The organism is Pseudomonas sp. AC136, assembly GCF_979258585.1.
Genome location: NZ_OZ409865.1, coordinates 4,558,376 through 4,585,316, shown reverse-complemented (window position 1 = coordinate 4,585,316; position 26,941 = coordinate 4,558,376). Strand labels below are relative to the sequence as shown.

Below are 26,941 nucleotides of genomic sequence, written 5' to 3'. Positions count from 1 at the left end.
ACTACAAAAACAAGCAACGAGGTGATCCATGGCTATGTACGACATCGTGATTCAAGGCGGCCGCTATTTCGACGGCACCGGCGCACCGTCAGCCATTCGCAGCGTGGCGGTGAAGGACGGCAAAGTGGTGGCCGTCAGTGCAACGCCGTTTGACCAAAGCCTCGCTGAACGCGTGATTGCCGCCCACGGCAAATGGGTGACGCCGGGCTTTATCGACAGCCACACCCACTACGATGCCGAACTGATTGTGGCGCCGAGCCTCAGCGAGTCGGTGCGCCACGGCGTGACCACCGTGTTGGTGGGCAGTTGCTCGCTAAGCATGGTCTGCTCAGCGCCGGAAGATGCTTCAGACATTTTCACCCGTGTAGAAACTGTGCCGCGCGACAAGGTGCTGCCGATTCTGCGCGCGCACAAAACCTGGAACACGCCGCGCCAATGGGTCGAGTTCATGGGCACGCTGCCATTGGGGCCAAACGTGGTGAGTTTTCTCGGTCATAGCGACCTGCGCGTGGCAGTGATGGGTCTGCACCGTGCCACCGATCGTCAGGTGCGGCCCAGTGAAGCGGAAATGAAGGAGATGGAGCGGGTAATGGAAGAGGCGCTGGATGTCGGCTTTCTCGGCCTGTCCACCATGAGCCTGAAGTGGGACAAAATTGACGGCGACCGCGAATGGTCGAAAAGCCTGCCCAGCACTTATGCGCACTGGAGCGAGATCCGCCGCCTGAATACTCTGCTGCGCCAGCGCGGCCGCGTGCATCAGGGCGCGCCGAACGCGGCCAACCCGTTGCAAGTATTGCAGTACCTCGGGCAAGCCATGGGAGTGCTGCGCAAACCGCTGAAGACCACGCTGATTTCCATGCTCGATCTCAAGGGCAACAAAACCATCGCGCCCATGGCACGGCTGTCGGCCTGGTTCACCAATTTAATGGGCGGTGATTTTCGTTGGCAGCTGTTGCCAACGCCTTTCAAAATCTACGCAGACGGCATAGACGTGGTGCTGTTCGAGGAATTCGGTGCCGGCGAAATGGCGTTGAATCTTAAAGACGCCGTGGCGCGCAACGCACTGCTTGAAGATGAAAGTTATCGCCGCACCTTTCGCAAGTTCTACGCCGAGAAACTCTCGCCCCGTGTGTGGCAACGCGACTTCGGCGACGCCGTGATTCTCGGCTGCCCGGACGAAAAACTGATCGGCCGTAACTTCGCCGACGTGGCCGTAGAGCGCGGCCTGCATGTGGTCGACTTGTTCCTCGACATGGTGGTGGCCTACGGCACGCAACTGCGTTGGTTCACCGTGATCGGCAATCACCGCAAAGACGTACTGCGCAAGATGGTCTGCAACCCGAACACGCTCATCACCTTTTCTGACGCGGGCGCCCACCTGCGCAACATGGCGTTCTACAACTTGCCGCTGCGTTTGTTGAAACTGGTGCAGGAGAGTCACAACGAAGGTCGGCAGATCATGGCCGTCGAGCAGGCCATTCACCGGCTGACTGGCGAACAGGCGGACTGGTTAGGTATCGATGCCGGGCGTATCCGCGAAGGCGACCGAGCCGATATCGTGGTGCTCGACCCCCACGGGTTGCAGCAGGATCTGGAAAATGAAACCTGGGATGACATGCAAGGCTTCGGGATTCAGCGCATGGTCTGCCGCAATCCGGGTTGCGTGTCCCATGTGCTCATAAATGGCCGGCTGGCGGTGGATGACGAAGCGGTGGTAGCGCAATTGGGAACTGCGCCGGGTTACGGGCAATTCCTGGGAGCGCGCTGATAGTCAGCCAAATGACAGGTTCGACTCATCGGGTTGATAGGCCTCGTTTTCCAAGTCGATGAAATTGCTTAGCCGCACCGCGCCTTCGGGGAAGCGCACGATCACTTGCAACTGGCCACCCATGGCCTCGATATGCTGGCGCAACGTAGCCAGGTAAATGTCGGTGTAACGCTCCATTTTGTTCACGGCCGCCGGGGGCAGCCCGAGGTTTTTCGTAAGTGACTGCTGCGACTGGCCAATGGCGAGCATCACTTTGGCCGTGGCCTCGGCGCGTGCCTGGGAGGGCGGCAGCAGCTTGGTTCTGCGGGTGGAATACTTGCTGGTCATGAAGCGGGCTCGAGGCGAAATGAATTGATCGGCGAGCCTAGCCCATCGCCCTAGGTCAACATGAGTGCACGCGGATGGTAGTGAGGTGGGAACACTGCCCCCGTCGTGTATGAACTGGCCTCATTCGTACGAGACGTCTCTGGGTTACGCCTGGTTAAGCGAGCCGTCATCGAGATCAGCGAAGTTGCTGATGCGCACGGCGCCTTCGGGAAATCGCGCAATCACTTCCAACTGTCCGCCCATGGCCTCGATGTGGTTGCGCAGGGTGGAAATGTACATGTCTGTGCGCCGCTCCATTTTCGCGATGGAGGGTTGCTGAACATTCAACAGCTCGGCGAGCGACTGTTGGGACAACCCACGCGCCTGGCGCAATTCGTGTAGCGGCATTTGCGCGAGCATTTCGCGCGTTTTCGCCTCGGCGCGAGCGCGCGCCTCGGGCGACATGTTTTTACGCAGTTCTGAGTATTTGTTAGCCATGTGTTGCGGTCTCCTTTTTCACCGTAAGCAGGTGCTTGTCGTAAAGCCGATCCGCCAGCGGAATGTTCGTGGCGTACCAGCGGTTATCACCTGTTTTGTCACCGCCAACCAAGAGGATGACGCACCGCCTGGGATCAAATGCATACAAGCTGCGCAGTGGCCTGCCACCTTGTTGTGTACGCAGTTCGCGCATGTGTTTGTGGCGCGAGCCCGACACACCGCTGCTATGGGGGAAGCCCAGAAACGGCCCGCACTCAACCAGTAAACCGATCGAAGCGTCCAACGACTCCTGCTGCTTTTGCGACAACCCCTGCCACCACGCGCCGAACTCATCCGTGTATTCAACATCCCAAGCCATGGCGACTTTCCACCTTTATTTATATTCCGTCAATGGAATATTTGCTATTGAGTAAAACCTGGTAAAACCGTGCGATTGAGCCTGGACAACCGCAGCAACAAAAACGAGCGCCTGTAGCGCGCAGTCAGGTGGGAAGACCGCCGCGCCATCGTCTGACGCAGCGCCAGAATTCAGCCATTTACGCGCAAAAAAAACGCCCCCTTTGCCGCGAGAGCAAAGGGGGCGCCGGCTGGGGCGAGGGCTTGATCAGCTATGCAGGTCGAAGCGATCCAGGTTCATCACTTTCGTCCAGGCCGCGACGAAGTCCTTAACGAGCTTGGCCTGGCCGTCGGCACTGGCGTACACCTCGGCGATGGCGCGCAACTGCGCGTGGGAACCGAACACCAGATCAACGCGCGTACCGGTCCATTTCACCTGCCCTGTCTTGCGCTCGCGCGCTTCGAAGGTGGTGGCCGAAGCCGGTTTCCATTCCACGCCCATGTCCAGCAGGTTGCTGAAGAAGTCGTTGGTCAGTACGCCCGGACGCGTGGTGAGCACGCCATGCTGGGCGCCCTCGACGTTGGCCCCGAGCACCCGCAAACCGCCAACCAACACGGTCATTTCCGGCGCGGTGAGCGTCAGCAACTGGGCTTTATCCACCAGCAGCGTTTCAGCCGACACGGTGTATTTGCCTTTGAGGTAATTGCGGAAGCCATCGGCGATGGGCTCCAGGAAGCCGAACGATTCCACGTCGGTCTGCGCTTGCGAGGCGTCCATGCGCCCGGGTGCGAACGGCACGCTGACGGTTTGCCCGGCGGCCTTCGCTGCTTGCTCAACGCCTGCGTTACCGGCCAGTACGATCAGGTCCGCCAAGGAAATGCGTTTGCCGCCGACCTGGCCTCCGTTGAATTCCCCCTGAATGCGCTCCAGCGTGCCCAGCACCTGCGCCAACTGCGCCGGCTGGTTCACGGCCCAGGATTTCTGCGGTTCCAGACGCAGGCGTCCGCCGTTGGCGCCGCCGCGTTTGTCCGAGCCGCGGAAAGTAGAAGCAGCGGCCCAGGCGGTAGAAACCAGTTGCGCCACGCTCAGGCCCGAAGCCAACACTTTGTCCTTCAGCGCAGCCACGTCGCTGGCATCGACCAGGGGATGGTTCACCGCAGGAATCGGGTCTTGCCACAGCAGTTCTTCCTGCGGTGTTTCCGGGCCGAGGTAACGGGCCAATGGGCCCATGTCGCGGTGGGTCAACTTGAACCAGGCGCGGGCGAACGCGTCGGCCAATTGCTGTGGGTTTTCCAGGAAACGGCGCGAGATTTTTTCGTACGCCGGGTCGAAGCGCAGCGCCAGGTCAGAGGTGAGCATCGACGGTGCGCGGCGTTTGCTCGCGTCGTGGGCGTCCGGAATTTTGCCCGCGCCTGCGCCGCCTTTGGGCTGCCATTGATGAGCGCCGGCTGGGCTTTTGGTCAGCTCCCATTCGAAGCCGAAGAGGTTTTCCAGGTACTCGTTGCTCCAGCGCGTTGGCGTGGAGGTCCAGGTCACTTCCAGGCCGCTGGTGATGGTGTCGCCGCCTTTACCGCTGCCAAAAGCGTTGCGCCAGCCCAGGCCTTGTTCTTCCAGGCCAGCGGCTTCCGGTTCCGGGCCCACGTTGTCAGCAGGGCCGGCGCCGTGGGTTTTGCCGAAGGCGTGACCGCCAGCGATAAGCGCCACAGTTTCTTCGTCGTCCATGGCCATGCGGGCAAAGGTTTCGCGAATGTCGCGGGCCGAGGCGACCGGGTCTGGATTGCCTTCCGGCCCTTCCGGGTTCACATAAATCAAGCCCATCTGCACAGCGGCCAGCGGGTTTTCCAGATTGCGTTCCAGCTCACGGCCTTCCTGCTCCGGACGTTTTGCAGGTTCCGCCACCAAGTCTCCCTGGCCAGGCTCTTCCACTTCTTTGCTGGCTTTGCCGTAGCGCTTGTCGCCGCCCAGCCACACGGTTTCGGTACCCCAGTACACGTCTTCGTCCGGTTCCCAGACATCGGCACGGCCACCGGAAAAGCCGAAGGTTTTAAAGCCCATCGATTCCAGCGCGACGTTGCCGGTGAGCACGATCAGGTCGGCCCAGGAAATGGCGTTGCCGTACTTTTGCTTCACGGGCCAGATGAGACGGCGCGCTTTGTCGAGGCTGACGTTGTCTGGCCAGCTATTGAGCGGGGCGAAGCGCTGTTGCCCGGAACCGGCGCCGCCACGGCCATCGCCGGTACGGTAAGTGCCGGCGCTGTGCCAGGCCATGCGCACGAACAGCGGGCCGTAATGGCCGAAGTCGGCCGGCCACCACTCTTGCGAGTTGGTCATCACGGCCTCGAGGTCGCGTTTAACCGCGGCGAAGTCGAGATTTTTGTAGGCGCTGGCGTAGTTGAAGTCTTCCCCCAGCGGATCGGATTTTGCCGAGTGTTGATGCAGCACTTTCAGGTTCAACTGGTTGGGCCACCAATCACGGTTAGTGGTGCCGCCGCCAGCGGCGTGGTTGAACGGGCATTTTGATTCAGTCGACATGGTGTTCTTCCTTAATAAGGTCGAGTAATCCGGCTTCAGCCAACGTGGCTACGAACGCTGATACACAGGTCAGTGTGATCGGGGCGGGCCTGGGGTCGTTACCGCTCTGCGCGGGTGAGGGCTCTGAGTCCCCTCATCAGTGAAACGGCGCCGCAACGAAACGGCGCAGTGCAAGACTAGCCGTCTATGGGAGGAGGTCTAATAGAGCGTATGTGCTGTGTTGATAGCGTGGCTCTGTCAGGCGCATTAAATGCCGACCGACAAAGCCACCGTCGCCCGCCTTGCGCGGGCGATGTGCATCAGTTGAACAGTTTGGAGAAGAAGCCGGGCTTGTCGTCGCCCTCTTTGGCAGGCTTCTTCTCAGGCGCGGCCTGGGCCACCACCGGCTTGGTGGGGTCGACAAAGGTGCCGGCCAACAGACTCTGCGCCTGGCTAGCCGCGCGCTGGCCACTGCGCAGTGCGCCTTCCAGTGTTCCGGGATACAAGGCGTCGGTGTGCTCACCGGCAAACACCACGCGTTGCAGCGGTTGTTCCCACAAACGCCAGTTGCGCGTCAGTTGGCCGGGGCCATAGGCCAGGTACGAACCGCCAGTGGAAGGGTCGGTGCTGTAGCGCTTGATTTCATAGCCGGTGAAGGCGCCACGCGCTTTCGGGTAGAACGCGTGCAGGCGAATCAGCACCTGATCGACCATCTGTTTGTCGCCAAATGCCTGCAGCACGCGGGCGTTGTCGCCCGACAGGTTGATCACCACATTGGCGCCGCCCTTTACTGCGGGCTCGATCCACAACATGCCCAGCCCCTGGTCGGTGAAGATTTCACCGGACAGCCGCGCCTTGCTCTCCCACACCGGGGTTTTGAACTTGAGCATAATCTGGTCGCGCCAGCCGTAGTTGGTGCTTTTGATGGCGCCCAGGTGCGCGGCGTCCAGCGCCGGGGTTAGCTGAATCTGCGCCAGGGCTTTGAGCGGCACGGCCAGCACCACGTAGTCGGCGCTGTAACCGACGCTGCCCACTTTTACCGTGGCACCGTCTTTGTCCTGGCTGATGGCCGAGACCTTGGCGTTGGTTTTGATGGTTTTGATTTGCTTGAGAAACGCCGCCGCCAGCACCTGGCTGCCACCGGGCAGGCGCGCGGCGCGCAGGTCACGGTCGTCCACGCCACGGTAAACACGGGTTTGCTGGGCGAGGTAAAGCAACGACAGGCGCGACGGTTCGTCGTAACGCGAGCGAATGCGTTGGTTCACCAGCAAGCGCGCGGTGGGCGGCAGCGCGAGTTTGTCGAGCCACTTGGCAACGGTGATCTGGTCGAGCGCGAACAGGGTGTTGTTGGCGGCCGGGTTCATCGGGTCGGCAATGGACGCTGCCAGGTCGTCCAGACTTTTGTCGAAACGCTTGAGGCCTTCGGCGGTTTCCGGCTGTTTGGTGGCCAGGTCGGCGGCGGTGAAGTAGTCGCCATTAATCAGGTAGCTGGGGTTACGCACGAACTCCGGCGCCGGCAGGGTCTGCAGCTTAAAGGTGTCGATGTAACCGTTGAGCGTGGGCTGCACTTTCTTGCCCGCGATCCACTCGCTGGTGGCCAGCCCCGAACGCCCGCCGATGCTCGGTTTGGCTTCCAGCAGCGTGACCTGCCAGCCCTTTTGTTGCAGCTCGTACGCGGCGGTCAAACCGGCCAACCCGGCGCCCACCACAATGGCCGTGGGCTGCTTGGTGGCCGCTGGCTTGTCGGCGGCAGTGGCCGCCACGCTGAACACACCCATTGCCAGCAGCGCCAAGGCGCGCAAACCGGTTCGCAACATAAACGACTCCTTACATCCGTTCCGCAGGCAGCGGAACGCTCTTAGATGGCGCGCAGAATACGCCGCCCCCCGCCCAGGAACCAGCCAAGTCCGTCGCCTTGAAAACGTGTGGGCGGTTTGCAGTTGTTCACCGGCGCGCCATTGCATAGGCTGCTGTCCTGCTTTGCGTGCCCAGCACCATGCTGGCCGCGTCTGTACAGCTGTCTTGACTGCCTGGAGTTTCGAATGAGCCTGAATAATCAGTGGATGCAACGCGACCTGGCGGTGCTCTGGCACCCCTGCACGCAGATGAAGGACCACGAGCAATTGCCGCTGGTGCCGATCAAGCGTGGCGAGGGCGTGTGGCTCGAGGACTTCGATGGCAAGCGCTACCTGGACGCCGTCAGCTCCTGGTGGGTAAACGTGTTCGGCCATGCCAATCCGCGCATCAACCAGCGCATCAAAGACCAAGTCGACCAACTGGAGCACGTGATTCTCGCGGGCTTCAGCCATCAGCCGGTGATTGAATTATCCGAGCGCCTGGTCAAGCTCACGCCGGCGGGCCTGGACCGTGTGTTCTACGCCGACAACGGTTCATCCGGCATCGAAGTGGCGTTAAAAATGAGCTTCCACTTCTGGCGCAACAGTGGCCAGGAGCGCAAGAAACGCTTCGTCACGCTGACCAACAGCTACCACGGCGAAACCATTGCGGCGATGTCGGTGGGCGACGTGGCGCTGTTCACCGAAACCTATAAATCCCTGCTGATGGACACCATCAAGGTTCCCAGCCCCGACTGCTACCTGCGCCCGGAAGGCGTGAGTTGGGAAGAACATTCGCGGGTGATGTTTGGCCAGATGGAACAGGCGCTGGCCGAAAACCATCAGGACGTGGCCGCCGTGATTATCGAGCCGCTGATCCAGGGCGCCGGCGGCATGCGCATGTACCACCCGGTTTACCTCAAGCTGCTGCGCGAAGCTTGCGACCGCTACGGCGTGCACCTGATTCACGATGAAATTGCCGTGGGCTTCGGCCGCACCGGCACCATGTTCGCCTGTGAGCAGGCGGGCATCGCGCCGGACTTTCTGTGTTTGTCCAAAGCGCTCACCGGCGGCTACTTGCCGATGGCCGCCGTGCTCACCAGCGAGGCGATTTATCAAGGCTTCTACGACGACTACGAAACCCTGCGCGCCTTCCTGCACTCCCACACCTATACGGGCAACCCACTCGCGTGCGCGGCGGCTTTGGCCACGTTGGATATTTTCGAGCAAGACAACGTGATCGAAGCCAACCGCGCCCTCAGCGCCCGCATGGCCAGCGCCACGGCACACCTGATGGACCATCCGCACGTGGCCGAAGTGCGCCAGACCGGCATGGTGCTGGCCATTGAAATGGTGCAAGACAAAGCCAGCAAAACGCCTTACCCGTGGCAAGAGCGCCGGGGTTTAAAAGTGTTCCAGCACGCGCTGGAACGCGGCGCCTTGCTGCGGCCTTTGGGCAGCGTGGTGTATTTCTTGCCGCCGTATGTGATTACCCCGGAGCAGATCGACTTTCTCGCCGAAGTTGCCAGCGAAGGCATCGATATTGCCACCGCAACGAAAACCTCCGTGCCCGTCAGCGGCCGCCACCCCAACTTCCGCGATCCGGGTTAATAACTCGATTCTCTACCCACCATCAATCCGCCCCCTCTGCCCGCTCGCGGGCGAGGGTTTGGCTTCTAAACTGCGCACTCCCGTAACGCTCCGCTCCAAAACGTGACACCTCTCTTCCCCTACCGCCCGACTCCATCCTCGCGTTAACCCTTAATAATCAGTCAGATACAGATAATAGGCCGCACTGGCCCGCATCCTGCATTTCCTGGCTTTATGGATAATTGGATCCAAAAAACCATGCGAGCACTGCGATGCACATCGTCCCCTCCTACGCCGAACGCAAACCCATGACCGCCGAAGAAGAGGCTTACAGCTTTCTTCTGAATGCGATTTGCACCGGCCACTACCGCACCGGCGACCGTCTGGTGTCGGAAGAAATCGCCAGTGAAATCGGCATGAGCCGCATGCCTGTGCGCGAAGCGTTTCGCCGCCTGGCGGCCGAGGGTTTGGTGACCATGCGGCCTAACCGCGGCGCCGTGGTCAGCGGCTTGAACCTGGACGAGATACACGAAGTGTTCGACATGCGCAGCGCCCTCGAAGGCTTAGCGCTGCGCGTGGCGGTGCCGAAAATTACCGAGCGCCATTTGAACCGGCTTGAGCGCCTGCTCGATGAAATGGACGAGTGCCGCGACGACAGCGCCGAGTGGGTCGGCCGCCATCGCGTGTTCCACGAATACCTGTGCAGCCTCAGCGAGCGGCCGCGGCTGATGCGCCAAATCAGCGCGCTGTATTCGGTCATCGAACCGCCCATGCGCCTGTGGCTGCAACATGCACAAGCGCCCAGCGCCCGCGAAGAACACAGCGAAATACTCGACGCCATCCGCAGCGGCGACGCCGCGCTGGCCGAGCGGGTATTGCGTGAACACATCGAAGGCACCGTGCCGGAACTGGCGCGGTTTCTGGAACAGATGAACCCACTGTAGGAGCGAGCTTGCTCGCGGATCAGGCGCTGCGGTTTGTCGCTGAATCGCACACGCTCTTTCGCGAGCAAGCTCGCTCCTACGGCCCGCTTTTCTCCTCGTCGTAACAGAAGGAATTACCCGCATGAGCCTGCGCCTTTCCGTTTCACGCACACTGCTGGGCGCGTTCTGCGCCCTGGCGATTTTGCCGGCCACCCAGGCGGCGGAGCAGACGATTCGCTTCTACAACTGGTCCGATTACATGGGCCCCGACACGCTGAAGAGTTTCGAAAAAGAAACCGGCGTGCCAGTGCAATACGACGTCTTCGACACCAACGAAATGCTCGAAGCCAAGCTGCTGTCCGGGCACTCCGGCTACGACTTGGTTGTGCCCTCGAGCCAGTTTCTGCCCAAGCAAATTCGCGCCGGTGCCTACCAGCCGTTGCAGCGTGAATTGCTGACCAACTGGAAGCACCTCGACCCACGCCTGATGCAGCGCCTTGAAGAAGCCGACCCCGGCAACAAATACGCCGTGCCGTACATGTGGGGCACCTTGGGCATTGGCTACAACGTGGAAAAAGTGCGCGCCGCGCTGGGCGCCGATGCGCCAGTGGATTCCTGGGCGCTGGTGTTCGACCCGGCCAACCTGGCCAAGCTGAAAAGCTGCGGTGTGGCCATGCTCGATGCGCCGGTAAAAATCATTCCGCAAGCCATGCACTTCATGGGCATGAACCCCAACAGCACCAACGCGGACGACTACAAAAAAGCGTCGGCGCTGCTGCAAAAACTGCGGCCGTCGGTGACCTACTTCAGCTCGTCGAAATACACCACCGACCTGGCCAACGGCGACATCTGCGTGGCCATCGGCTATTCCGGCGACGTGATGCAGGCGCAAACCCGCGCCAAGGACGCCGGCAAAAACGTCGACATCCGCTATGTGATTCCCAAGGAAGGCGCCAACCTGTGGTTCGACATGATCGCCATTCCCAAAGACTCGACCAACGCCAAGAACGCCCATGCGCTGATCAACTACTTGCTGCGCCCGGAAGTGATTGCGCCGGTTAGCGACTACGTCGGCTACGCCAACCCGAACAAGGACGCGACCGCCCTGCTCAGCCCTGCCGTGCGCGACAACCCTGGCATTTACCCAAGCGATGAAGTGATTGCCAAGCTATTCGTGTCGGCCGATTTGCCGCCTGCGATTCAGCGCGTCATCACTCGCGAGTGGACACGAATCAAGTCCGGCAAATAAGCGGACGCCGTTTTTACCTTTTATGAGTTCTGCCCATGTTGAAATTTTCTGCCCATGAATACCCATACGCCTCCCAACGCCAGAGCGTGTTCGCCAAGCGCGGCATGGTCGCCGCTTCGCAGCCACTGGCCGCCGAAGCGGGGATTGAAATGCTGCGTCGCGGCGGCAACGCCATCGACGCCGCCATCGCCACGGCGGCGGCGCTCACGGTGGTCGAGCCCACTGGCTGCGGCATCGGCGGCGACGCCTTTGCCTTGGTGTGGGTGAACAACCAACTGCACGGCCTGGATGCCAGCGGCCATGCGCCGCAAGCGTTGAGCATCGAGGCTATGCAGGCGGCGGGGCATGAAAAAATGCCGGTGTATGGCTGGGCGCCGGTGACGGTGCCGGGCTGTCCGGCGGCATGGGCAGAACTTTCCCGACGCTTCGGCCGCCTGCCGTTTGCAGACCTGCTGCAACCGGCCATCGAGTTGGCGCGCGACGGTTTTCCGGTATCGCCGGTGGTCGCGCATCAATGGCAAACCGCGCTGGACGAATACACCCCCGAGCGCCAGCCCGTGTTGGAAAGCTGGTTCTCGACCTTCTTGATCGACGGCCGCGCGCCTCAGGCGGGCGAGCTGTTCTGTAACCCGGCGCAAGCCGAAACCTTGGCCGAGCTGGCCGCCACAGGGTGCGAAAGCTTCTATCGCGGCAGCATTGCAGAGCGCCTGGCCGCGCATTCAGAGGCCACCGGCGGCTACTTGCGCGCCAGCGATCTGAGCGGTTACCAAGCCAAGTGGGTTGAACCGATCAGCGTGAATTACCGAGGCGTGGATGTCTGGGAAATTCCCCCGAGCGGCCAAGGCCTGATTGCCTTGATGACGCTGAAAATCCTCGAAGGCTTTCAGTTCGACCAGCGCGACAGCCAACTCACCTGGCACCGCCAATTGGAGGCCATGAAATTGGCCTACAGCGACGGCTTGCACCACATCACCGACGCCGAGCACATGCGCGTGGCGGTCGAGCAACTGCTAAGCCCCGGTTACATCGAACGCCGTCGCGCTCAAATTGGCGACCGCGCCCAACCGCCGCTGCACGGCGACCCGCACGCCAGCGGCACGGTGTACCTGGCCACGGCCGATGCCGAGGGCAACATGGTGTCGTTTATCCAAAGCTGCTACCACGGCTTCGGTTCTGGTGTGGTGCTGCCCGACAGTGGCATCGCCCTGCAAAATCGCGGCTCGGAATTCAGCCTCGACCCCGGCCACGCCAACAGCCTGGCGCCCGGCAAGAAAACCTTTCACACCATTATTCCCGGCTTCCTCAGCAAAGACGGCCAAGCCCTCGGCCCATTCGGCGTAATGGGCGGCTATATGCAGCCGCAAGGCCATGTGCAAATGGTGATGAACCTCGTCGACTTCGGCCTTAACCCGCAGGCGGCGCTGGATGCGCCGCGCTGGCAATGGCTCGGCGAGATGAAAGTCGGCATCGAACAAGGCACGTCTCGCGACCTGGCGTTTGCCTTGGCGCGGCGCGGGCATCAGGTGGAAATTGCCCACGACCTCACCGACTTTGGTCGCGGCCAGATCATTCTGCGCGACCCGGAAACCGGCGTGCTGTGCGGTGGCACGGAGCCGCGGGCGGATTCGCATATTGCTGTGTATTGATCTTGCAGGAGCGGTTGGGCGGCATTCCGATTAGCCGCGATGCTTCCGATCTTCCGCAAAGGGCATCGTGCCTCCAGTGCCCACACGATGCTGCACATGTTTCGGGGGAGCGCCCGGCTCAAAATTCTGGATCCCCGCGTGCGCGGGGATGACCGGGGTATTGGCAAAAATGCCGCCCGACCACTCCCACATACACCACCTCCCGCAGAGGCACCCCTTTAACCTGTGGGAGCGGCTTCAGCCGCGATGCTTTTGATCCGAGCACAAATCCAATCGCGGCTAAAGCCGCTCCCACAAAAAAAACCGCCAGGCGTAAGCAAAAAAAGCGGGCGCACGCCGAAACGTGAACCCGCCAAAGCACTGCTTACCTAGTCTGTTGCGGCGCGGTTATTCCTGGATGTACACCACATGGGTGTGGGTGAATTCATACAGGCCGTGCTTGCCATCCGCGCCGCCGATACCGGATTTACGCGTGCCGGCATGGAAGCCCTGCATGGCTTCGAAGTTCTCGCGGTTGATGTAGGTTTCGCCAAAATCGATCTCACGGCTGGCTTTCATGGCGGCGCTGAGGTTGCAGGTGTAGAGCGAGGACGTCAGGCCGTATTCGCTGTCGTTGGCCAGGGCGATGGCTTCGTCCAGGTCGTCGACAATTTGCACCGGCAACACCGGGCCGAAAATTTCCTTGCGCATGATTTCCATGTCGGCGGTGCAGCCGGCGAGCACGGTTGGCTGGTAGTGGAAGCCTTTGCCAAGGTCAGCCACCGCGCCGCCCGTGATGATCTGTGCGCCCTGCCCGCTTGCGGTTTTGACCATTTGCGCGACTTTGTCGAGGCCCATCTGATTAACCAGCGGGCCCATGTCCAAATCTGCCTCGGCTGACGGATCGCCGTACTTGGTGGCGGCCATGGCGCTGGCGAGTTTGTCGATAAATTGATCGGCCACTTTGCGCTCCACGTACACCCGCTCGGCGCAGTTGCACACCTGCCCGGTGTTGATGACCCGCGAGGCGGTAATGGCGTTAACCGCCAGTTCCAGGTCGGCGTCGGCCAGCACGATGGCCGGCGCTTTGCCGCCCAGTTCCAGATTGAGTTTGGTGATGTTCGGCGCAGCGGCGGCCATGATGCGCGAGCCGGTGGCGACGCTGCCGGTAAAGCTGATGAGGTCAATGCCGGCGTGGCTGGTCAGCGCATGGCCGACGCCAGCGCCGGTGCCGCTGACGACGTTGAACACGCCCGTGGGCAGATCGGTTTCCGCCACCAGGCGGGCGAATTCGAAGCAGTTGATCGGCGTTTCTTCGCTGGGCTTGATGACGATGGTGTTGCCGGTAATCAGTGCCGGCGCCATCTTGCGAGCGATCAGAAAGAACGGGAAGTTCCACGGCAGAATGCCGGCCACCACGCCCAAGGGTTTGCGTTGCAGGAAGATGTGTTCACCGGCGCGGTCGCTGGTTAGCACTTCGCCTTCCAGGCGGCGCGCCCACTCGGCCATGTAGTCGAGGTAGTCGGCGGTGAAGTTCACTTCCACCATCGCCAGCCCGGGCACCTTGCCTTGCTCTTGGGTAATGATGCGCGCCAGGCGCTCGGCGTTGTCGCGCACTTTCTGGGCGATGCGGCGCAGGTAGCCGGCGCGCTCGATAGCGGGTTTTGCTGCCCAGCCTTTTTGCGCTTTGCGCGCGGCGGCGATGGCCCGTTCCACTTGCACGTTGGTGGCTTGCGGTACGCGTGCCAGCAACTGGGCGTTGGCCGGGTTGAACACCTCGATCAGCTCTTCGCTGCCGATGAAGGCGTTATCGATGTAGTTCTCGTAGGTCACGATGCTGCTCATGCGTTCTCTCCTGTCCACGCATCGGCCCGCCGGGGCGAGCGTCTGCGTGGTGACGGGTTTACGGATTAGTTGCTGGCGGTTTTCTTCGCGGCGGCCTGCTGTTCTTGCAGGTCGTAGGCGCGCTTGATCAGGTATTGGTGCACCGCTTCGGCTTGCTGAATATCGAGGTGGCCCTGGAACGAGGGCATGCCGTCCGGAATGCGCCCGCCGTAGACGATGCCGAGGAAGCGCTCGTGGTTTTCCTTGCTCAGGGTGCGCAGGTCCGGCACTACGCCGCCGCTGATGGCATTGATGCCGTGGCACTGCGAGCAACTGGCGTTGAACAGTTCGCGGCCCTGGTCGATTTGCGCGGTGGTGCCTGTGAGTTCTGGTGGCTCGGGTTTGCGGTCGGCAAAGCGGTCGTTCAACTCGGGCAACTTGGCGGTGCCGCCGAGTTTGTAGGTGAGCACTTGCGCGTTCGGTTTCACCCCGGCACGCAGCGACAACGCGCCCGCGAAGGTCGAAAACGCCCCGCCCCAGCCGGCCATAAAGGTGACGTACTGCTCGCCGTCTACTTCATAGGTCACCGGTGCGGCCATCACGCCAGTGTTGGCCGGTTGCTCCCACACCTTCTTGCCTTTGTCGGCGGTGTAAGCCACCACGCGGCCATTGGCGGTGCCTTCGAATACAAGGTTGCCGGCCGTGCTCAGCGTGCCGCCGTTGAAGATGGTGGTGTACGGCACTTCCCACGCGGCCTCTTGCTTGACCGGGTCCCAGGCGATGAGTTTGCCTGTCCAGGTGTCGGCAATTTTGCGCAGGCCTTCGGGGTCTTCGGGCATCATGCCGGTGTTCACGTCGAGCTGATAAATGCTCTTGAACTTGGTGCGCGGCGGTGCGCCGTCAACGTCTTGGTACATGGCCGACATGATGTGCGCCGGAATGTACACAAGCCCGGTGTTGGGGTTGTACGACATAGGCTGCCAGTCGTGGGCGCCCCAGAACGCCGGCTGAATCAGGCGCGCTTTTTTCTCGGGGTCTTTCCAGTATTCGGCGACTTTCTCGTTACGAATCGGTCGGCCGGTTTTCATGTCGATGCCGGTCGCCCAGTTGATCGGAATAAAATTTTTCGCCGACAGCAGCTCGCCGGTTTCGCGGTCGATCACGTAGAAGAAACCGTTCTTCGGCGCCTGCATCAGCACCTTGCGTTTTTTGCCGTTGAGCTCCAGGTCCACCAGCATGATGTGCTGCGTGGCGGTGTAGTCCCAGGCATCGCCAGGGGTGGTCTGGTAGTGCCAGACGTATTCGCCGTTGTCCGGGTTGATGGCGACGATGGAGGACAGGAACAGGTTGTCGCCCTTGCCTTCGCTGCGAATGCGCGGGTTCCACGACGAGCCGTTGCCGACGCCGATGTACAGCAGGTTCAGCTCGGGGTCGTAGGACATCGAATCCCACACCGTGCCGCCACCGCCCTGCTTGACGTAGTTGTCGCCAAACCAGGTTTTCGCGGCGATTTCCATGCCTTTGCCCTTGGGCATTTCTTTGGGGTCGCCGGGCACGGTGAAGAAGCGCCAGTCTTGCTTGCCGGTCTCGGCGTCGTAGGCGGTGATATAGCCGCGCACGCCAAACTCGGCGCCGCCGTTGCCGATGATGACCTTGCCTTTGACGATGCGCGGAGCACCGGTGATGGTGATGCTGCGGGTCGGGTCGTTGCGGGTGTCAACGCTCCAGACTTTCTGCCCGGTCTTGGCATCGATAGCTTCCAGACGGCCGTCCAGAACGCCGACATAGACCTTGCCATTCCATACCGCCACGCCACGGTTCACCGCGTCGCAGCACGCCTCGCCAGCGCGGGAACGGTCCGATTGCGGGTCATACTTCCACAGCAATTTGCCGTTGCGGGCGTCCAGTGCATACACAATGGAAAACGGTCCGGTGGTGTACATCACGCCGTCAACGATGATCGGCGTGGCTTCCACGCCACGGTCAATATCCAGCTTGTAGCTCCAGGCGAGGCCGAGCGTGTCGGCGTTGCCGTCGTTGATCTTTTTCAACGGGCTGTAGCGTTGTTCGTCGTAGGTGCGGCCGGTGGTCATCCAGTTGCCGGGCTCGCTGTCGGCCGCGCTGATGCGCGCGCCATTGACGGCGGCCGGTTTGTCTGTCGCCAGGGCGTGGCCGCTAATGGCCGCACTCAGAAGCAGGGAAGCGAATAGGCACCGCTGCAGGCCAATCTGATTCATCGTGGAATCTCCAGTTCTTATTAGAAGCCGCAGCGTCGCGCTGCTGACGAAAGGGACTGGAGCAACGGCTGTGCCAGCGCTGCCATACCGGCTTGCAACCCAAGCATGCCGCGGCTTGCAGCAAACTGACGTGGCGAGACTGGTGCGGGCAGGTGTCGCAGCGGCGCAACAGGTGGTGCGACAGGTGTCGCAGGGGATGAGGCGTTTTCCGGCGAGCCCTGCCCCGGACAGCGGTACCGCGCGACCCGAACAATTTGGCTCGGCCTCATGCCGGAGTTTTTTTTATCTTCTACGCTTCAGGAACATTCTGCCGTGCCGACCTAACAGCAAATGGAATGCACATCTAACACGCGGGTAACACAGCATGTTCAATAAGCAGCTCAAAGAACGACTGGCCGAACTTGAAGAAGAAGTGGCCCGCACGCAGCAAATCAAACAGTCGCTTAATGAGGAGATGCTCGTTCTGGAAGTTGATACGAGCGGCGTCATCACCTATGCCAACGAGAACTTCCTCAAGGAAATGCTTTACCGCCCCGAGCAGTTGATTGGCCGTCCATTGGATGAGTTCTTTCCGCAGAGTTTTCGCAGCGAAGAAAACTACCGCCGCATCAAACACGCCCTGCAAACAGGCGATCATCTGGCCGGCGCTTACCGCCTGCTGCGCGGAAACGGCAATGAGGCCTGGTTGCGGCTGATTTTGCAGCCCAGCCGCAGCAGCCAGGCCAAATTGAAGAGTTTCACGGTCATTGCCAACGACCTGACTCGAACCATCGAAACCTCCAAGGAGCACGAAGGCATTATCAACGCCTTGCTGCGTTCTACTGCCGTGATCGAGTTCAACCTCAAGGGCGAAGTCATCACCGCCAACCCCAACTTTCTAAACGCCATGGGCTACAGCCTTGAGCAGATCAAGGGCAAACACCACGCCATGTTCTGTGATCCGCAGGAAGTGAATAGTCCGGGCTACAAAGACTTTTGGGCCAAGCTCAATCGCGGCGAATACGTGGCCAGCCGATTCAAGCGCGTGGATGCCATGGGCCGCCCGGTGTGGCTGGAAGCGTCGTACAACCCGGTGCATGACGCCCATGACCATTTGTACAAAGTGGTGAAATTCGCCACGGTTATTTCCGATCAGGTGAACCAGGAAATCGCCGTCGCCGAGGCCGCCAACATTGCTTACAGCACCTCGCAGCAAACCGACCTGAGCGCGCAGAAAGGCGCCTCCGTGGTGCAGCAGACGGTGGACGTGATGCGCCAGATTACGCAGCAGGTTCAGGAAGCAGCCGAAGGCATCGAGGCCCTGGATAAACAGTCGCAGCTGATCAGCTCAATCATCAAAACCATCAGCGGTATCGCGGGCCAGACCAACCTGTTGGCGCTGAACGCAGCCATTGAAGCCGCGCGCGCCGGCGAGCAAGGCCGTGGCTTTGCCGTGGTGGCCGATGAAGTTCGCTTACTGGCCGGCCGCACGAGCCAGGCAGCGGAAGAAATTGTCGAGGTTGTGCAGAAAAACCAGCAGTTGGCACAGACGGCAGTGGGCAGTATGGCCAGCAGCCGGCAACAAGCCGAACAAGGCCTGGGCCTGGCTAATGAAGCCGGCGCGGTTATTGTGGAGATTCAAGACGGCGCGCAAAAAGTGGTGGATGCCATTGGCCAATTCGCCAGCCAATTAAAGAACTGAATCCGTGACACCTGACGGCGCTAATAACGCAGCGTTAATCCGTTTCGTTTAAACCAGACGGAGCGTTATTGGATTGACGCGTTTAGCGCCCCACCCAACAACACCATTAAGTTGTGCGTGCCGTTTCCCAACTTAGGTGGGGAACTTGGCTAACGTTCTGGTGAATGTCGCTTAATCATTTTCAGCGCATAGATTTTTAATTGCGCCTGACTATAATCTTCCCCACGACGGAATACCGTCGGCCTGCTTGAGATCCCAGCCAGTCAATCCAAGCAGTTGATTTAGATAGACTTTTAATAAATCACACTCATAAAACCAGGCGGAGCCTTGCGCTCCCCGATGCTGGCCGCTGATGCAGCGCATGCCAGAACGCAGACGGCCAGGCCTTAACCATGAGCAGAGACACGACGTGACCAAAGACGAACTGCGCGCCGAACTTGAGCGCCAGGCGCAGCGTTATACGGAAGTTTATGGCGGAGAAGTTGTGACCTACGCCGCCCAGCCGGAACCTGAACGCAAGCCATGGCGCAAACGCTCCAATGTCCTCGATCAAGCGGTTGAGCGAGAAATGGAAAAGATCGAAAAAGAACATCAAGCCCGTCTGGAGTCGGTTAAAGACACCGACGTTTGACGGCGCACCTTTATAAAGTGCGCCGATAAACAAGTGCTTCAGCGGCGTTTCTTTCCAAGTAACGAACCCAACAAGCCACGCACCAACTCGCGACCAATTTGATTGGCCGCTTGCCGTGCTGCGCTCTTCAACGCCTGACCGGCGACACCGCCGAGCAACTCGCCCGCCATGTCGGCGAAGCTGCCGCCGCTCTTCTCTGCGTCAACAGGCGGCGCGTTTTGCGCTTCGCTACTGGCGGCGGCACGCGTGGTGAGACGCTCGTAGGCAGACTCGCGGTCGATGGGTTTGTCGTAGCGCCCGGCTTGCGGCGACTGACGAATCAACCCGGCGCGCTCAGCTTCGGTAAGCGGCCCGATACGCGATTGCGGCGGTGCAATGGCCACGCGCTGGACCATGGCCGGCGTGCCCTTTTCCTCTAGCGTGCTGACCAGCGCTTCGCCAATGCCCAACTCGGTCAGCACGCTCAAGGTGTCGAACGCCGGGTTGCTGCGGAACCCATCGGCGACGGCGCGCAGGGATTTCTGCTCTTTGGCGGTGAACGCGCGTAAGCCGTGCTGGATGCGCAGCCCCAATTGCGCCAGCACGTCGTCTGGCAGGTCGCTCGGCGACTGGGTGACGAAATACACGCCGACGCCTTTGGAACGAATCAGCCGCACCACCTGCTCCAATCGTTCTTGCAGGGCCTTGGGCGTGTTGGCGAATAACAGGTGAGCTTCGTCGAAAAACAGCGCCAGCAATGGTTTGTCGGCGTCGCCGCGCTCGGGCAGTTGTTCGAACAACTCGGCCAGCAGCCACAGCAAAAAGGTGGCGTACACCTTTGGCGCTTCGTGCACCAGCCGGCTGGCGTCGAGCAGGTGAATGCGGCCACGGCCATCGGCGTCGGGGTGCAGAATGTCTTCCAGCTGCAACGCCGGCTCGCCAAACAAGGCGTCGGCGCCCTGCTGTTCCAATACCGCCAGCCGGCGCAACAGTGCCTGACTGGAGCCGCTGGTGAATAACGCGCTGTCATCGCCGAGCAGTTGTGGGTGCTCTTTGAGGTGATTGAGCATGGCTTTGAGGTCTTTCAAATCCAGCAGCAGCAAGCCTTCACGGTCGGCCACTTGAAAGGTGGCGTAGAGCGCAGCTTGCTGGCTGTCGCTCAGCTCAAGCAGATTACTCAGCAGCAGCGGCCCCATCTCGCTCAACGTGGTGCGCAGCGGATGGCCGCTGCTGCCCTGCACATCCCACAAGGTAACGGGGTAGGCCTGCGGCGTGTGGTTGAGCCAGGGCATGCTGGCGATGCGCTCGGCCACCTTGCCCTGCGGCGTGCCGGCTGCACCGATGCCGCATAAGTCGCCCTTGATGTCAGCAGCAAAAACCGCCACACCAGCGTCGCTGAAGGCTTCCATCAAGTGCTGCAAGGTCACGGTTTTGCCGGTGCCGGTGGCGCCGGCGATCAGGCCGTGACGGTTGGCCAAGCGCATCGCCTGCGCCACCGGTTGCCCGGCCGGATCGGCGCCGAGAAAGAATTCGTTATGCCCTGGCATTTCGCTCTCCTGATTTAAAGCTTTAATGCAGTGTGGCCGACATAAAAAAAGACACGGAGCCGAGTCGATCGACACACGCCTGCTAGCCAGCCAAGACTGGCGCCAGCGCCAACCGGACGCAACAAGCCATGACCAAAAACCTGAAGTTCAGCCACAAGATTCTGCTTGCGGCCTCGTTAGTGGTGATCGCCGCATTCGCGCTATTCACGCTGTACAACGATTACCTGCAACGCAATGCCATCCGGGACGACTTGAACAACTATTTGCAAGAAATGGGTGAGGTGACGGCTAGCAACATCCAGAACTGGCTGGCGGGGCGCATCGTGCTGGTGGAGAGCACCGCGCAAAGCATTGCCGCCAACAGCGAACCCGATGCCGTGGCCAAACTGTTGGAGCAGAAGGCGCAGAAATCCACGTTCGACTTCACCTACCTGGGCAGCGCCGACGGTTCATTCATCATGCGCCCCACCAGCGAAATGCCCGCCGGTTACGATCCGCGTACACGCCCTTGGTACAAAGACGCCATGGCCGCCGGCACCACCACGCTGACCGAACCCTATGTGGATGCCGCCACCGGCGCGCTGATCATCACGATCGCCACGCCCGCGCAAACGGCCGGTGTGGTCGGCGGCGACCTGAGCCTTAATGCCTTGGTGAAAATCATCAACTCCCTGGACTTCGGCGGCATGGGCTACGCCTTTCTGGTAAGCGCCGACGGCAAGATCCTGGTGCACCCAGACAAAAATCTGGTGATGAAAAACCTCAAAGACCTCTACCCCACCAACACGCCGAGCATCAGCAGCGCCATCAGCGAAGCCGAGGCCAATGGCGAAGCGCGCATTCTCACCTTTGCCCCGGTGAACGGCCTGCCGTCGGTGAAGTGGTACCTGGGCTTGTCGGTCGATAAAGACAAAGCGTATTCAATGCTCACCGAATTTCGCGCCTCGGCCATCATCATGACCATCGTCGCCGTGGTCGGAATCCTGTTCCTGCTGGGCATGCTGATTCGCGTGCTGATGCAACCGCTGCACGTGATGGCTGGCGCCATGCGCGACATCGCCCAAGGCGAAGGCGACCTGACCAAGCGCCTGGCTGTGCAGTCCAACGACGAGTTCGGCGACCTGGCCTCCTCGTTCAACCAGTTCGTCGAACGTATTCATAGCTCGATCCGGGAAGTGTCCTCGGCCACGGCACAGGTCAATGAAGTGGCGAAGCTGGTGGTCAATGCCTCCAACTCCTCAATGGTGAACTCCGACGAGCAGGCCAACCGCACCAATAGCGTGGCGGCGGCGATTAACCAGCTCGGTGCAGCGGCGCAGGAAATCGCCCGCAACGCCGCCGACGCCTCCACGCAAGCGTCGGACGCCAAGGTGCTGGCTGAAGACGGGCGTCAGGTGGTGGAGAAAACCATCGTGGCGATGAACGAGCTGTCCGACAAAATCCGCACCTCGTGCGGCAACATCGAAACGCTCAACGGCAAAACCGTCGACATCGGGCAGATTCTGGAAGTGATCAAGAGCATCTCCCAGCAAACCAACCTTCTGGCGCTCAACGCCGCCATCGAGGCCGCGCGGGCCGGTGAAGCCGGGCGTGGGTTTGCCGTGGTGGCCGATGAAGTGCGCAACCTGGCGCACCGCACCCAGGAATCGGCGCAGGAAATTCAAAAGATGATCGAAGAGCTGCAAGTGGGCTCGCGTGAGTCGGTGACCACCATGACCGAGAGCCAGCGCTACAGCGAAGAAAGCGTGGAAATCGCCAACCGCGCCGGCGAGCGCCTGGGCAGCGTGACCCAGCGCATTGGCGAAATCGACGGCATGAACCAATCGGTTGCCACCGCTACCGAGGAGCAAACCTCGGTGGTGGAATCGCTGAACATGGACATCAGCGAGATCAACATGCTCAACCAGGAAGGTGTCGAGAACCTGCACGCCACCTTGCGTGCGTGTGGCGACCTTGAACAGCAGGCCACGCGGCTCAAGCAGTTGGTGGACAGTTTCAGGATTTAACGCGTTCTCGCCGTTGGGCGTCGCTGCGCAGCGACGCCCAACTCAACCCCCCTCACGCGTCAGGCTTTTTATCCGACTCTGGATGCAACTCCTCCCAAAGCCTGGCCGCCTCTTCAAACTCGGTACCCGTTTGTTCGTCCATCGCCTCCGGGTCATAGCGGCTCAGGCAACCTTCGCCCAACGTCGCGGGCGCGGTGGAGGTGGCGCGGTCGAGGGGATCACTCATGGGCTGCCTCGCAAGGGTTAATCGAACACCACGGTTTTGTTGTTGTGCACCAGCACGCGGTCTTCCAAGTGATAGCGCAAGCCACGGGCGAGCACCATTTTTTCCACGTCTTTACCCAGGCGCACCAGCTCTTCAATGCTGTCGCGGTGGCTAATGCGGACCACGTCTTGCTCGATGATCGGGCCGGCATCCAGCTCTTCGGTGACGTAGTGCGAGGTCGCGCCAATCAGCTTGACGCCGCGCAGCGAGGCCTGGTGATAAGGCTTGGCGCCGATAAACGAGGGCAGGAAGCTGTGGTGAATGTTGATGACGCGCTGGGCAAACTCTTGGCACAGCTCTGGCGGCAGAATCTGCATGTAACGGGCAAGCACCACCACATCGGCGCCCACTTCGCGGACCAGGCGGGTGACTTCGGCGAACGCCGGCTCTTTATCCAGCGGATTGACCGGCACGTGATGGAAGGGAATGCCATGCCACTCGACCATGCTGCGCAGGTCGTTGTGGTTGGAGATTACGCACGGAATTTCGCAGTCCAGCTCATCGCTGTGCCAGCGGTGCAGCAAATCGGCCAGGCAGTGCGATTCGCGGCTGGCCATCAGCACCACGCGCTTCTTTTGCTCTGAATCAGTAATGCGCCATTCCATCGAGAACTGTTTGGCGATGGGCGCGAAGGCCTGGCGGAAACCGTCGAGATCGAAGGGCAGCGAGTCGGCGCGAATTTCGTGGCGCATAAAGAACCAGCCACTTTGGTTATCCGAATGATGACTCGCTTCGGTGATCCAACCGTTATAGGTCGCCAGAAAGTTACTGACCTTGGCAACGATACCGACGCCGTCGGGGCAGGCGATTACCAAGCGAAAAGTGCGCATGCGGGAACTCCAGAAACTCACAAAGGCCGCCATTCTAGCGACAGCGCGGGAAAACTTCAGCAGTGGCGCACGCACCTTGGCGCCGCGTGCATATGGCCCTGCACTGTGCAGGGATTTAAACCCGAGTAACGCAAAGTCACTTTAACTATTTAGCGCTGGGTTGGTCTTACACAACGAGCGCAATAGTCTCGAAACTAATTCAGGCAAAACTTTTCAAACATGTTTACTTGTATTAAGTGCGTGACTATTATCACCAACACTAACCCCCGACCTCCGATTCAAGGTATCGCCCATGTCTCTGATCAATGAATACCGCGCAACAGAAGAAGCCATCAAAGAACTGCAAGAGCGCCTGAAAAACCTCTCGCAGGATGACAAGCTGAAAAAAGAACTGGAATTCGAAGGCAAACTGCGCACGCTGATGGGCGAATACCAGAAATCGCTGCGTGACATCGTTGCCATGCTCGATCCAGATGCTAAATCCAGCAAAGCCCCACGTGCCGCTAAAGCCACTGGCAGCAAGCGTGCTCGTAAAGTTAAGCAATATAAAAACCCGAACACCGGTGAAGTCATCGAAACCAAAGGTGGCAACCACAAAACCTTGAAAGAGTGGAAAGCCAAGTGGGGCGCTGCAGCCGTTGAAGGCTGGGCAACTCTGCTCGACTAATGCAGCTTGGCCAATCTGCAAACCACGCGAGTGCGTTTCAGATTGCTCAGCGAGACATGAAAAAACGCCGGCTTATGCCGGCGTTTTTTATTGCCTGGTTTTTCTGATGCCTAGGGCAGCTCATAACGCTGGCGCAAATCCAGCGCGTAGTTCTGCCATTGCTGCAGCATAGCCTGCTGCGCGGCATCTGCCGTGCCCCAGGCCTGCTGCAAAGCGCTGTCGAACGCCGCCAAGGTATTGGGCGCGCCCCATTGTGGCGCGCTTAAACGCTGCTGGCAGAATAAGCGCCATTGCTCTTGTTCGCCCGGCGTGAGGGTGTGAGGAAAGTTCCGCGCGCGGTAGCGAAACAATAGTTCGGGCAATCGCGCATCATCGAACGGCCATTGTTCCTGGCCCAATCGTTGCGGTTCAGCGGTGCGCACTTGTTCACACAAGCGTCGATCACGGTCGCCTATAAAACCGTCATATAACTGCTGTTCCGGATCTTCGCTGGGGGTGAATTCTTCGGCGGCATAAACCGTTTGCAATTTTTCCTGCCAAGTTGCCTGGCTGGCGCGTAGTTGCTCGGCACGCTGTTCGATTGTTGCCATATCCAGTTGCAAGCGCTGTTTATCTTCTTCACGCAGCACGCCCATGGGCGCTACCACGGGGCAACGATTGATATGCACAAGTTTCAGCGGCACCGGCAATTGCCCCTCAGCCAATTGCTCGCGGCGGGTGTACAGCAACCGGCGCAAGTTTTCGCCGTCAAGCTCCAACAATGGTGAGAGGTCACTCTGCAAATCGCAAACAATCAGGGCGTTGCGATTGCGCGGGTGCCAGGCCAGCGGCATTACCACCGCCAAGTAATTACGCGCCGCAGAGAATCGGCCAGATATATGCACCATCGGTTGCAAAAGACGAACTTGGTCGAGCACCTTCTGTTTACTGCGCAGTTGATAGAGGTAGTCGTACAGTTTTGGTTGTGCGCTGCGCACCAACTTGGCCAGGCCGATGGTGGCGCGCACATCCGACAACGCATCGTGCGCTTGGCCATGGTCGATACCGTTGGCAGCGGTTAATCGCTCCAACTTGAGGCTGACGCGCTGTTCTTCCTGCGGCCAATTAATGCCCTCGGGCCGCAACGCATAGGCGGTGCGCACGACATCGATCAAATCCCAGCGGCTATTACCGCCTTGCCATTCACGAGCGTAAGGGTCGAAGAAGTTGCGGTACAGGCTGTAGCGGGTGACCTCATCGTCGAAGCGCAAGCTGTTATAGCCGGCACTGCACGTGGCGGGCGCGGCCATTTCAGCGTGCACGCGGGTCATGAAATCGGCTTCATCCAGGCCCTTGCTGGCTAGTGTGTGCGGGGTAATACCGGTAATCAGACAGGCCATCGGGTGCGGCAGGATGTCGTCGCTGGGCCGGCAATACAGATTCACCGGCTCGCCAATCTCGTTGAGCGCTTCATCGGTGCGAATGCCGGCAACTTGCAGCGGTCGGTCACTGCGCGGGTCGATGCCAGTCGTTTCGTAGTCGTACCAGAAGATGCTTGCGCTCACGGCGAATCCTTATGCGGGCCTGCGGGGCGAAAATGGGGAAGGGAAAGCGGCGGCAGTCTAGCACCGCGCAAAACCACGACGCAGACGCTCAGTCACCCGAAGGCTACTGCTTACGCGGCCTCGCTAAGTATGAAGCGCCGCACACACCGCGTGCGCGGGGCTTGTCGCCGAGATGGCCGACGGCTAGCATGCGGCCACTCGGAGAACCTACCCACAAGGAAGTAAGCATGACCGAATCCATTGCTCCAAATCCCTTCGCCGCACCCGCCAGCAACCTGCAAGCCATTGCAGACACCGGCAGCGTTCCCACTATTGAAGAAGCGTTGAGCCGCCGTTACGACTTCGGCGTCAGCGACCTGCTGGGCGAAGCCTGGCGCCTGACCAAGGGCACCAAAGGCATCATCATCGGCGGCTTCGTGGTGTTCTACGCCGCGCTGTTCGCGGTCATGAACATCCTCACCATCGTGCTCACCATCTTCGGTGTGGCCGGCGTAGCGGGCCTGGGTCTGATGAGCGGCGACGACGGCTCCATGGCCGTGGGCGCGATGTTCGCTTTCATGATCGGCTCCATGCTCCTTGGCTTCCTGGCCACCGCCATGGTTTACCCGTTCCTGGCGGGCATCAACATGGTCGGTATCCGTGCCGCCGCCGGCCAGCCGGTGCGCTTCGGTGAAATGTTCAGCCACTTCGGTCGCTCGGTGCCGGTTGTCATCACCGCGCTGCTGATGAGCGTGCTGATCATGGTCGGCTATTTCCTGTTTGTGATTCCTGGCATCTACCTGAGCGTTGCCTACATGCTCGCCATCCCGCTCGTAGTAGAGCGCGGCCTGTCGCCGTGGCAAGCACTGGAAACCTCCCGCAAAGCCATCGGCCAACACTGGTTCAAAGTGTTCGGCCTGCTGATGATCTTTGGCGTGTTGATGGCCCTCAGCGGTCTGACCCTGTTCATCGGCCTGCTGTGGCTGATTCCGTTGATGGTTGTGGCCATTGGCGTGCTGTACCGCACCATCTTCGGTGTGCGTCCGGTGCCGACTAACTAAGTCGACCCGATGCGACCGGGCTTGCTGCATAGCCCGGTTGCTTCCCCG

General features: G+C 60.4%; 20 protein-coding genes and 2 pseudogenes. 11 read left to right on the top strand and 11 right to left on the bottom strand.

Annotated features, from left to right (window positions below):
• The first annotated feature begins 28 nt into the window (after positions 1-28).
• The gene (locus ACZZZU_RS20505) at positions 29-1,768 is read left to right on the top strand and encodes an N-acyl-D-amino-acid deacylase family protein (protein WP_463551661.1); all 1,740 of its coding nucleotides are present in this window, start codon (positions 29-31) and stop codon (positions 1,766-1,768) included.
• A gap of 3 nt (positions 1,769-1,771) precedes the next feature.
• Here the strand turns inward: ACZZZU_RS20505 and ACZZZU_RS20500 are convergent, their stop codons facing one another.
• The 5 genes and pseudogenes from ACZZZU_RS20500 to ACZZZU_RS20480 form a co-directional block, all read right to left on the bottom strand.
• Positions 1,772-2,095, bottom strand: coding sequence for a helix-turn-helix domain-containing protein (locus tag ACZZZU_RS20500; RefSeq protein WP_122492660.1), 324 nt, complete (start codon positions 2,093-2,095; stop codon positions 1,772-1,774).
• Positions 2,096-2,239: 144 nt separating this feature from the next.
• Positions 2,240-2,572, bottom strand: coding sequence for an XRE family transcriptional regulator (locus ACZZZU_RS20495; protein WP_122492661.1), 333 nt, complete (start codon positions 2,570-2,572; stop codon positions 2,240-2,242).
• Positions 2,565-2,930 carry a type II toxin-antitoxin system RelE/ParE family toxin gene (locus tag ACZZZU_RS20490; RefSeq protein WP_122492662.1) on the bottom strand — a complete coding sequence of 122 codons (366 nt, stop codon included), beginning with the start codon at positions 2,928-2,930 and terminating at the stop codon, positions 2,565-2,567. Before ACZZZU_RS20490 ends, ACZZZU_RS20495 begins: the two co-directional genes overlap by 8 nt.
• A gap of 246 nt (positions 2,931-3,176) precedes the next feature.
• Entirely contained in the window at positions 3,177-5,441 is a 2,265-nt protein-coding gene (gene katG / locus ACZZZU_RS20485) for a catalase/peroxidase HPI (RefSeq protein ID WP_463551660.1), read from the bottom strand.
• A 305-nt stretch (positions 5,442-5,746) separates the two neighbouring features.
• A pseudogene (locus tag ACZZZU_RS20480) lies at positions 5,747-7,237 on the bottom strand (flavin monoamine oxidase family protein); the annotation flags it as partial.
• Positions 7,238-7,462: 225 nt separating this feature from the next.
• Here ACZZZU_RS20480 and ACZZZU_RS20475 point away from each other — a divergent pair.
• The 4 genes from ACZZZU_RS20475 to ACZZZU_RS20460 all read left to right on the top strand — a co-directional run bounded on the left by ACZZZU_RS20475 (position 7,463) and on the right by ACZZZU_RS20460 (position 12,663).
• Positions 7,463-8,866 carry an adenosylmethionine--8-amino-7-oxononanoate transaminase gene (locus ACZZZU_RS20475; RefSeq protein WP_463551659.1) on the top strand — a complete coding sequence of 468 codons (1,404 nt, stop codon included), beginning with the start codon at positions 7,463-7,465 and terminating at the stop codon, positions 8,864-8,866.
• Between the two features lie 251 nt (positions 8,867-9,117).
• A complete protein-coding gene (locus ACZZZU_RS20470; RefSeq protein ID WP_463551658.1) occupies positions 9,118-9,789 on the top strand; it encodes a GntR family transcriptional regulator in 672 nt (223 codons plus the stop codon).
• A 121-nt stretch (positions 9,790-9,910) separates the two neighbouring features.
• Entirely contained in the window at positions 9,911-11,017 is a 1,107-nt protein-coding gene (locus ACZZZU_RS20465) for a polyamine ABC transporter substrate-binding protein (RefSeq protein WP_206000733.1), read from the top strand.
• Between the two features lie 35 nt (positions 11,018-11,052).
• Complete coding sequence (locus ACZZZU_RS20460) at positions 11,053-12,663, top strand: gamma-glutamyltransferase family protein (RefSeq protein WP_463551657.1); 1,611 nt, start codon at positions 11,053-11,055, stop codon at positions 12,661-12,663.
• A gap of 387 nt (positions 12,664-13,050) precedes the next feature.
• On the opposite strand, the gene aldA is transcribed toward ACZZZU_RS20460, so the two are convergent.
• Positions 13,051-14,487 (bottom strand): aldehyde dehydrogenase, encoded by a 1,437-nt coding sequence (gene aldA, locus ACZZZU_RS20455; protein WP_463551656.1) that lies wholly within the window; start codon positions 14,485-14,487, stop codon positions 13,051-13,053.
• 65 nt (positions 14,488-14,552) lie between these two features.
• Positions 14,553-16,703 carry a PQQ-dependent dehydrogenase, methanol/ethanol family gene (locus ACZZZU_RS20450; protein ID WP_463551655.1) on the bottom strand — a complete coding sequence of 717 codons (2,151 nt, stop codon included), beginning with the start codon at positions 16,701-16,703 and terminating at the stop codon, positions 14,553-14,555.
• Between the two features lie 364 nt (positions 16,704-17,067).
• On the opposite strand from ACZZZU_RS20450, the pseudogene ACZZZU_RS20445 reads away from it, so the two are divergent.
• From ACZZZU_RS20445 to ACZZZU_RS20435, 3 genes and pseudogenes are all read left to right on the top strand, one after another.
• Positions 17,068-17,826: pseudogene (locus ACZZZU_RS20445) on the top strand (PAS domain-containing protein); the annotation flags it as partial.
• Entirely contained in the window at positions 17,806-18,384 is a 579-nt protein-coding gene (locus ACZZZU_RS20440; protein WP_463384652.1) for a methyl-accepting chemotaxis protein, read from the top strand. The pseudogene ACZZZU_RS20445 and the gene ACZZZU_RS20440, both read left to right, overlap by 21 nt.
• Before the next feature lie 409 nt (positions 18,385-18,793).
• Positions 18,794-19,015 (top strand): hypothetical protein, encoded by a 222-nt coding sequence (locus ACZZZU_RS20435; RefSeq protein ID WP_463551654.1) that lies wholly within the window; start codon positions 18,794-18,796, stop codon positions 19,013-19,015.
• Between the two features lie 38 nt (positions 19,016-19,053).
• Here ACZZZU_RS20435 and ACZZZU_RS20430 read toward each other — a convergent pair whose 3' ends face one another.
• Positions 19,054-20,541, bottom strand: a complete 1,488-nt coding sequence (locus tag ACZZZU_RS20430) for a helicase HerA-like domain-containing protein (RefSeq protein WP_463551653.1) — start codon at positions 20,539-20,541, stop codon at positions 19,054-19,056.
• 128 nt (positions 20,542-20,669) lie between these two features.
• Between ACZZZU_RS20430 and ACZZZU_RS20425 the strand changes: the two genes are divergently transcribed.
• On the top strand, positions 20,670-22,547 hold the full coding sequence (locus ACZZZU_RS20425) for a methyl-accepting chemotaxis protein (protein WP_463551652.1): 1,878 nt from the start codon (positions 20,670-20,672) through the stop codon (positions 22,545-22,547).
• A 52-nt stretch (positions 22,548-22,599) separates the two neighbouring features.
• On the opposite strand, the gene ACZZZU_RS20420 is transcribed toward ACZZZU_RS20425, so the two are convergent.
• The gene (locus ACZZZU_RS20420) at positions 22,600-22,773 is read right to left on the bottom strand and encodes a hypothetical protein (protein WP_463551651.1); all 174 of its coding nucleotides are present in this window, start codon (positions 22,771-22,773) and stop codon (positions 22,600-22,602) included.
• A 17-nt stretch (positions 22,774-22,790) separates the two neighbouring features.
• Complete coding sequence (purU, locus tag ACZZZU_RS20415) at positions 22,791-23,642, bottom strand: formyltetrahydrofolate deformylase (RefSeq protein ID WP_463551650.1); 852 nt, start codon at positions 23,640-23,642, stop codon at positions 22,791-22,793.
• Between the two features lie 292 nt (positions 23,643-23,934).
• Here purU and mvaT point away from each other — a divergent pair, with 292 nt between their 5' ends.
• The gene (mvaT, locus tag ACZZZU_RS20410) at positions 23,935-24,309 is read left to right on the top strand and encodes a histone-like nucleoid-structuring protein MvaT (protein WP_122492674.1); all 375 of its coding nucleotides are present in this window, start codon (positions 23,935-23,937) and stop codon (positions 24,307-24,309) included.
• 110 nt (positions 24,310-24,419) lie between these two features.
• On the opposite strand, the gene sbcB is transcribed toward mvaT, so the two are convergent.
• Entirely contained in the window at positions 24,420-25,853 is a 1,434-nt protein-coding gene (sbcB, locus tag ACZZZU_RS20405; RefSeq protein ID WP_463551649.1) for an exodeoxyribonuclease I, read from the bottom strand.
• Between the two features lie 227 nt (positions 25,854-26,080).
• Here sbcB and ACZZZU_RS20400 point away from each other — a divergent pair, with 227 nt between their 5' ends.
• Positions 26,081-26,893 carry a DUF975 family protein gene (locus ACZZZU_RS20400; protein ID WP_122492676.1) on the top strand — a complete coding sequence of 271 codons (813 nt, stop codon included), beginning with the start codon at positions 26,081-26,083 and terminating at the stop codon, positions 26,891-26,893.
• Positions 26,894-26,941: the final 48 nt, after the last annotated feature.

Excerpts from the sequence above, each read along its gene's own strand:
- ACZZZU_RS20505 (WP_463551661.1), top strand. The coding sequence starts at position 29 with ATGGCTATGTACGACATCGTGATTCAAGGCGGCCGCTATTTCGACGGC.
- ACZZZU_RS20500 (WP_122492660.1), bottom strand. The coding sequence starts at position 2,095 with ATGACCAGCAAGTATTCCACCCGCAGAACCAAGCTGCTGCCGCCCTCC.
- ACZZZU_RS20495 (WP_122492661.1), bottom strand. The coding sequence starts at position 2,572 with ATGGCTAACAAATACTCAGAACTGCGTAAAAACATGTCGCCCGAGGCG.
- ACZZZU_RS20490 (WP_122492662.1), bottom strand. The coding sequence starts at position 2,930 with ATGGCTTGGGATGTTGAATACACGGATGAGTTCGGCGCGTGGTGGCAG.
- katG (WP_463551660.1), bottom strand. The coding sequence starts at position 5,441 with ATGTCGACTGAATCAAAATGCCCGTTCAACCACGCCGCTGGCGGCGGC.
- ACZZZU_RS20475 (WP_463551659.1), top strand. The coding sequence starts at position 7,463 with ATGAGCCTGAATAATCAGTGGATGCAACGCGACCTGGCGGTGCTCTGG.
- ACZZZU_RS20470 (WP_463551658.1), top strand. The coding sequence starts at position 9,118 with ATGCACATCGTCCCCTCCTACGCCGAACGCAAACCCATGACCGCCGAA.
- ACZZZU_RS20465 (WP_206000733.1), top strand. The coding sequence starts at position 9,911 with ATGAGCCTGCGCCTTTCCGTTTCACGCACACTGCTGGGCGCGTTCTGC.
- ACZZZU_RS20460 (WP_463551657.1), top strand. The coding sequence starts at position 11,053 with ATGTTGAAATTTTCTGCCCATGAATACCCATACGCCTCCCAACGCCAG.
- aldA (WP_463551656.1), bottom strand. The coding sequence starts at position 14,487 with ATGAGCAGCATCGTGACCTACGAGAACTACATCGATAACGCCTTCATC.
- ACZZZU_RS20450 (WP_463551655.1), bottom strand. The coding sequence starts at position 16,703 with ATGAATCAGATTGGCCTGCAGCGGTGCCTATTCGCTTCCCTGCTTCTG.
- ACZZZU_RS20430 (WP_463551653.1), bottom strand. The coding sequence starts at position 20,541 with ATGCCAGGGCATAACGAATTCTTTCTCGGCGCCGATCCGGCCGGGCAA.
- ACZZZU_RS20425 (WP_463551652.1), top strand. The coding sequence starts at position 20,670 with ATGACCAAAAACCTGAAGTTCAGCCACAAGATTCTGCTTGCGGCCTCG.
- ACZZZU_RS20420 (WP_463551651.1), bottom strand. The coding sequence starts at position 22,773 with ATGAGTGATCCCCTCGACCGCGCCACCTCCACCGCGCCCGCGACGTTG.
- purU (WP_463551650.1), bottom strand. The coding sequence starts at position 23,642 with ATGCGCACTTTTCGCTTGGTAATCGCCTGCCCCGACGGCGTCGGTATC.
- mvaT (WP_122492674.1), top strand. The coding sequence starts at position 23,935 with ATGTCTCTGATCAATGAATACCGCGCAACAGAAGAAGCCATCAAAGAA.
- ACZZZU_RS20400 (WP_122492676.1), top strand. The coding sequence starts at position 26,081 with ATGACCGAATCCATTGCTCCAAATCCCTTCGCCGCACCCGCCAGCAAC.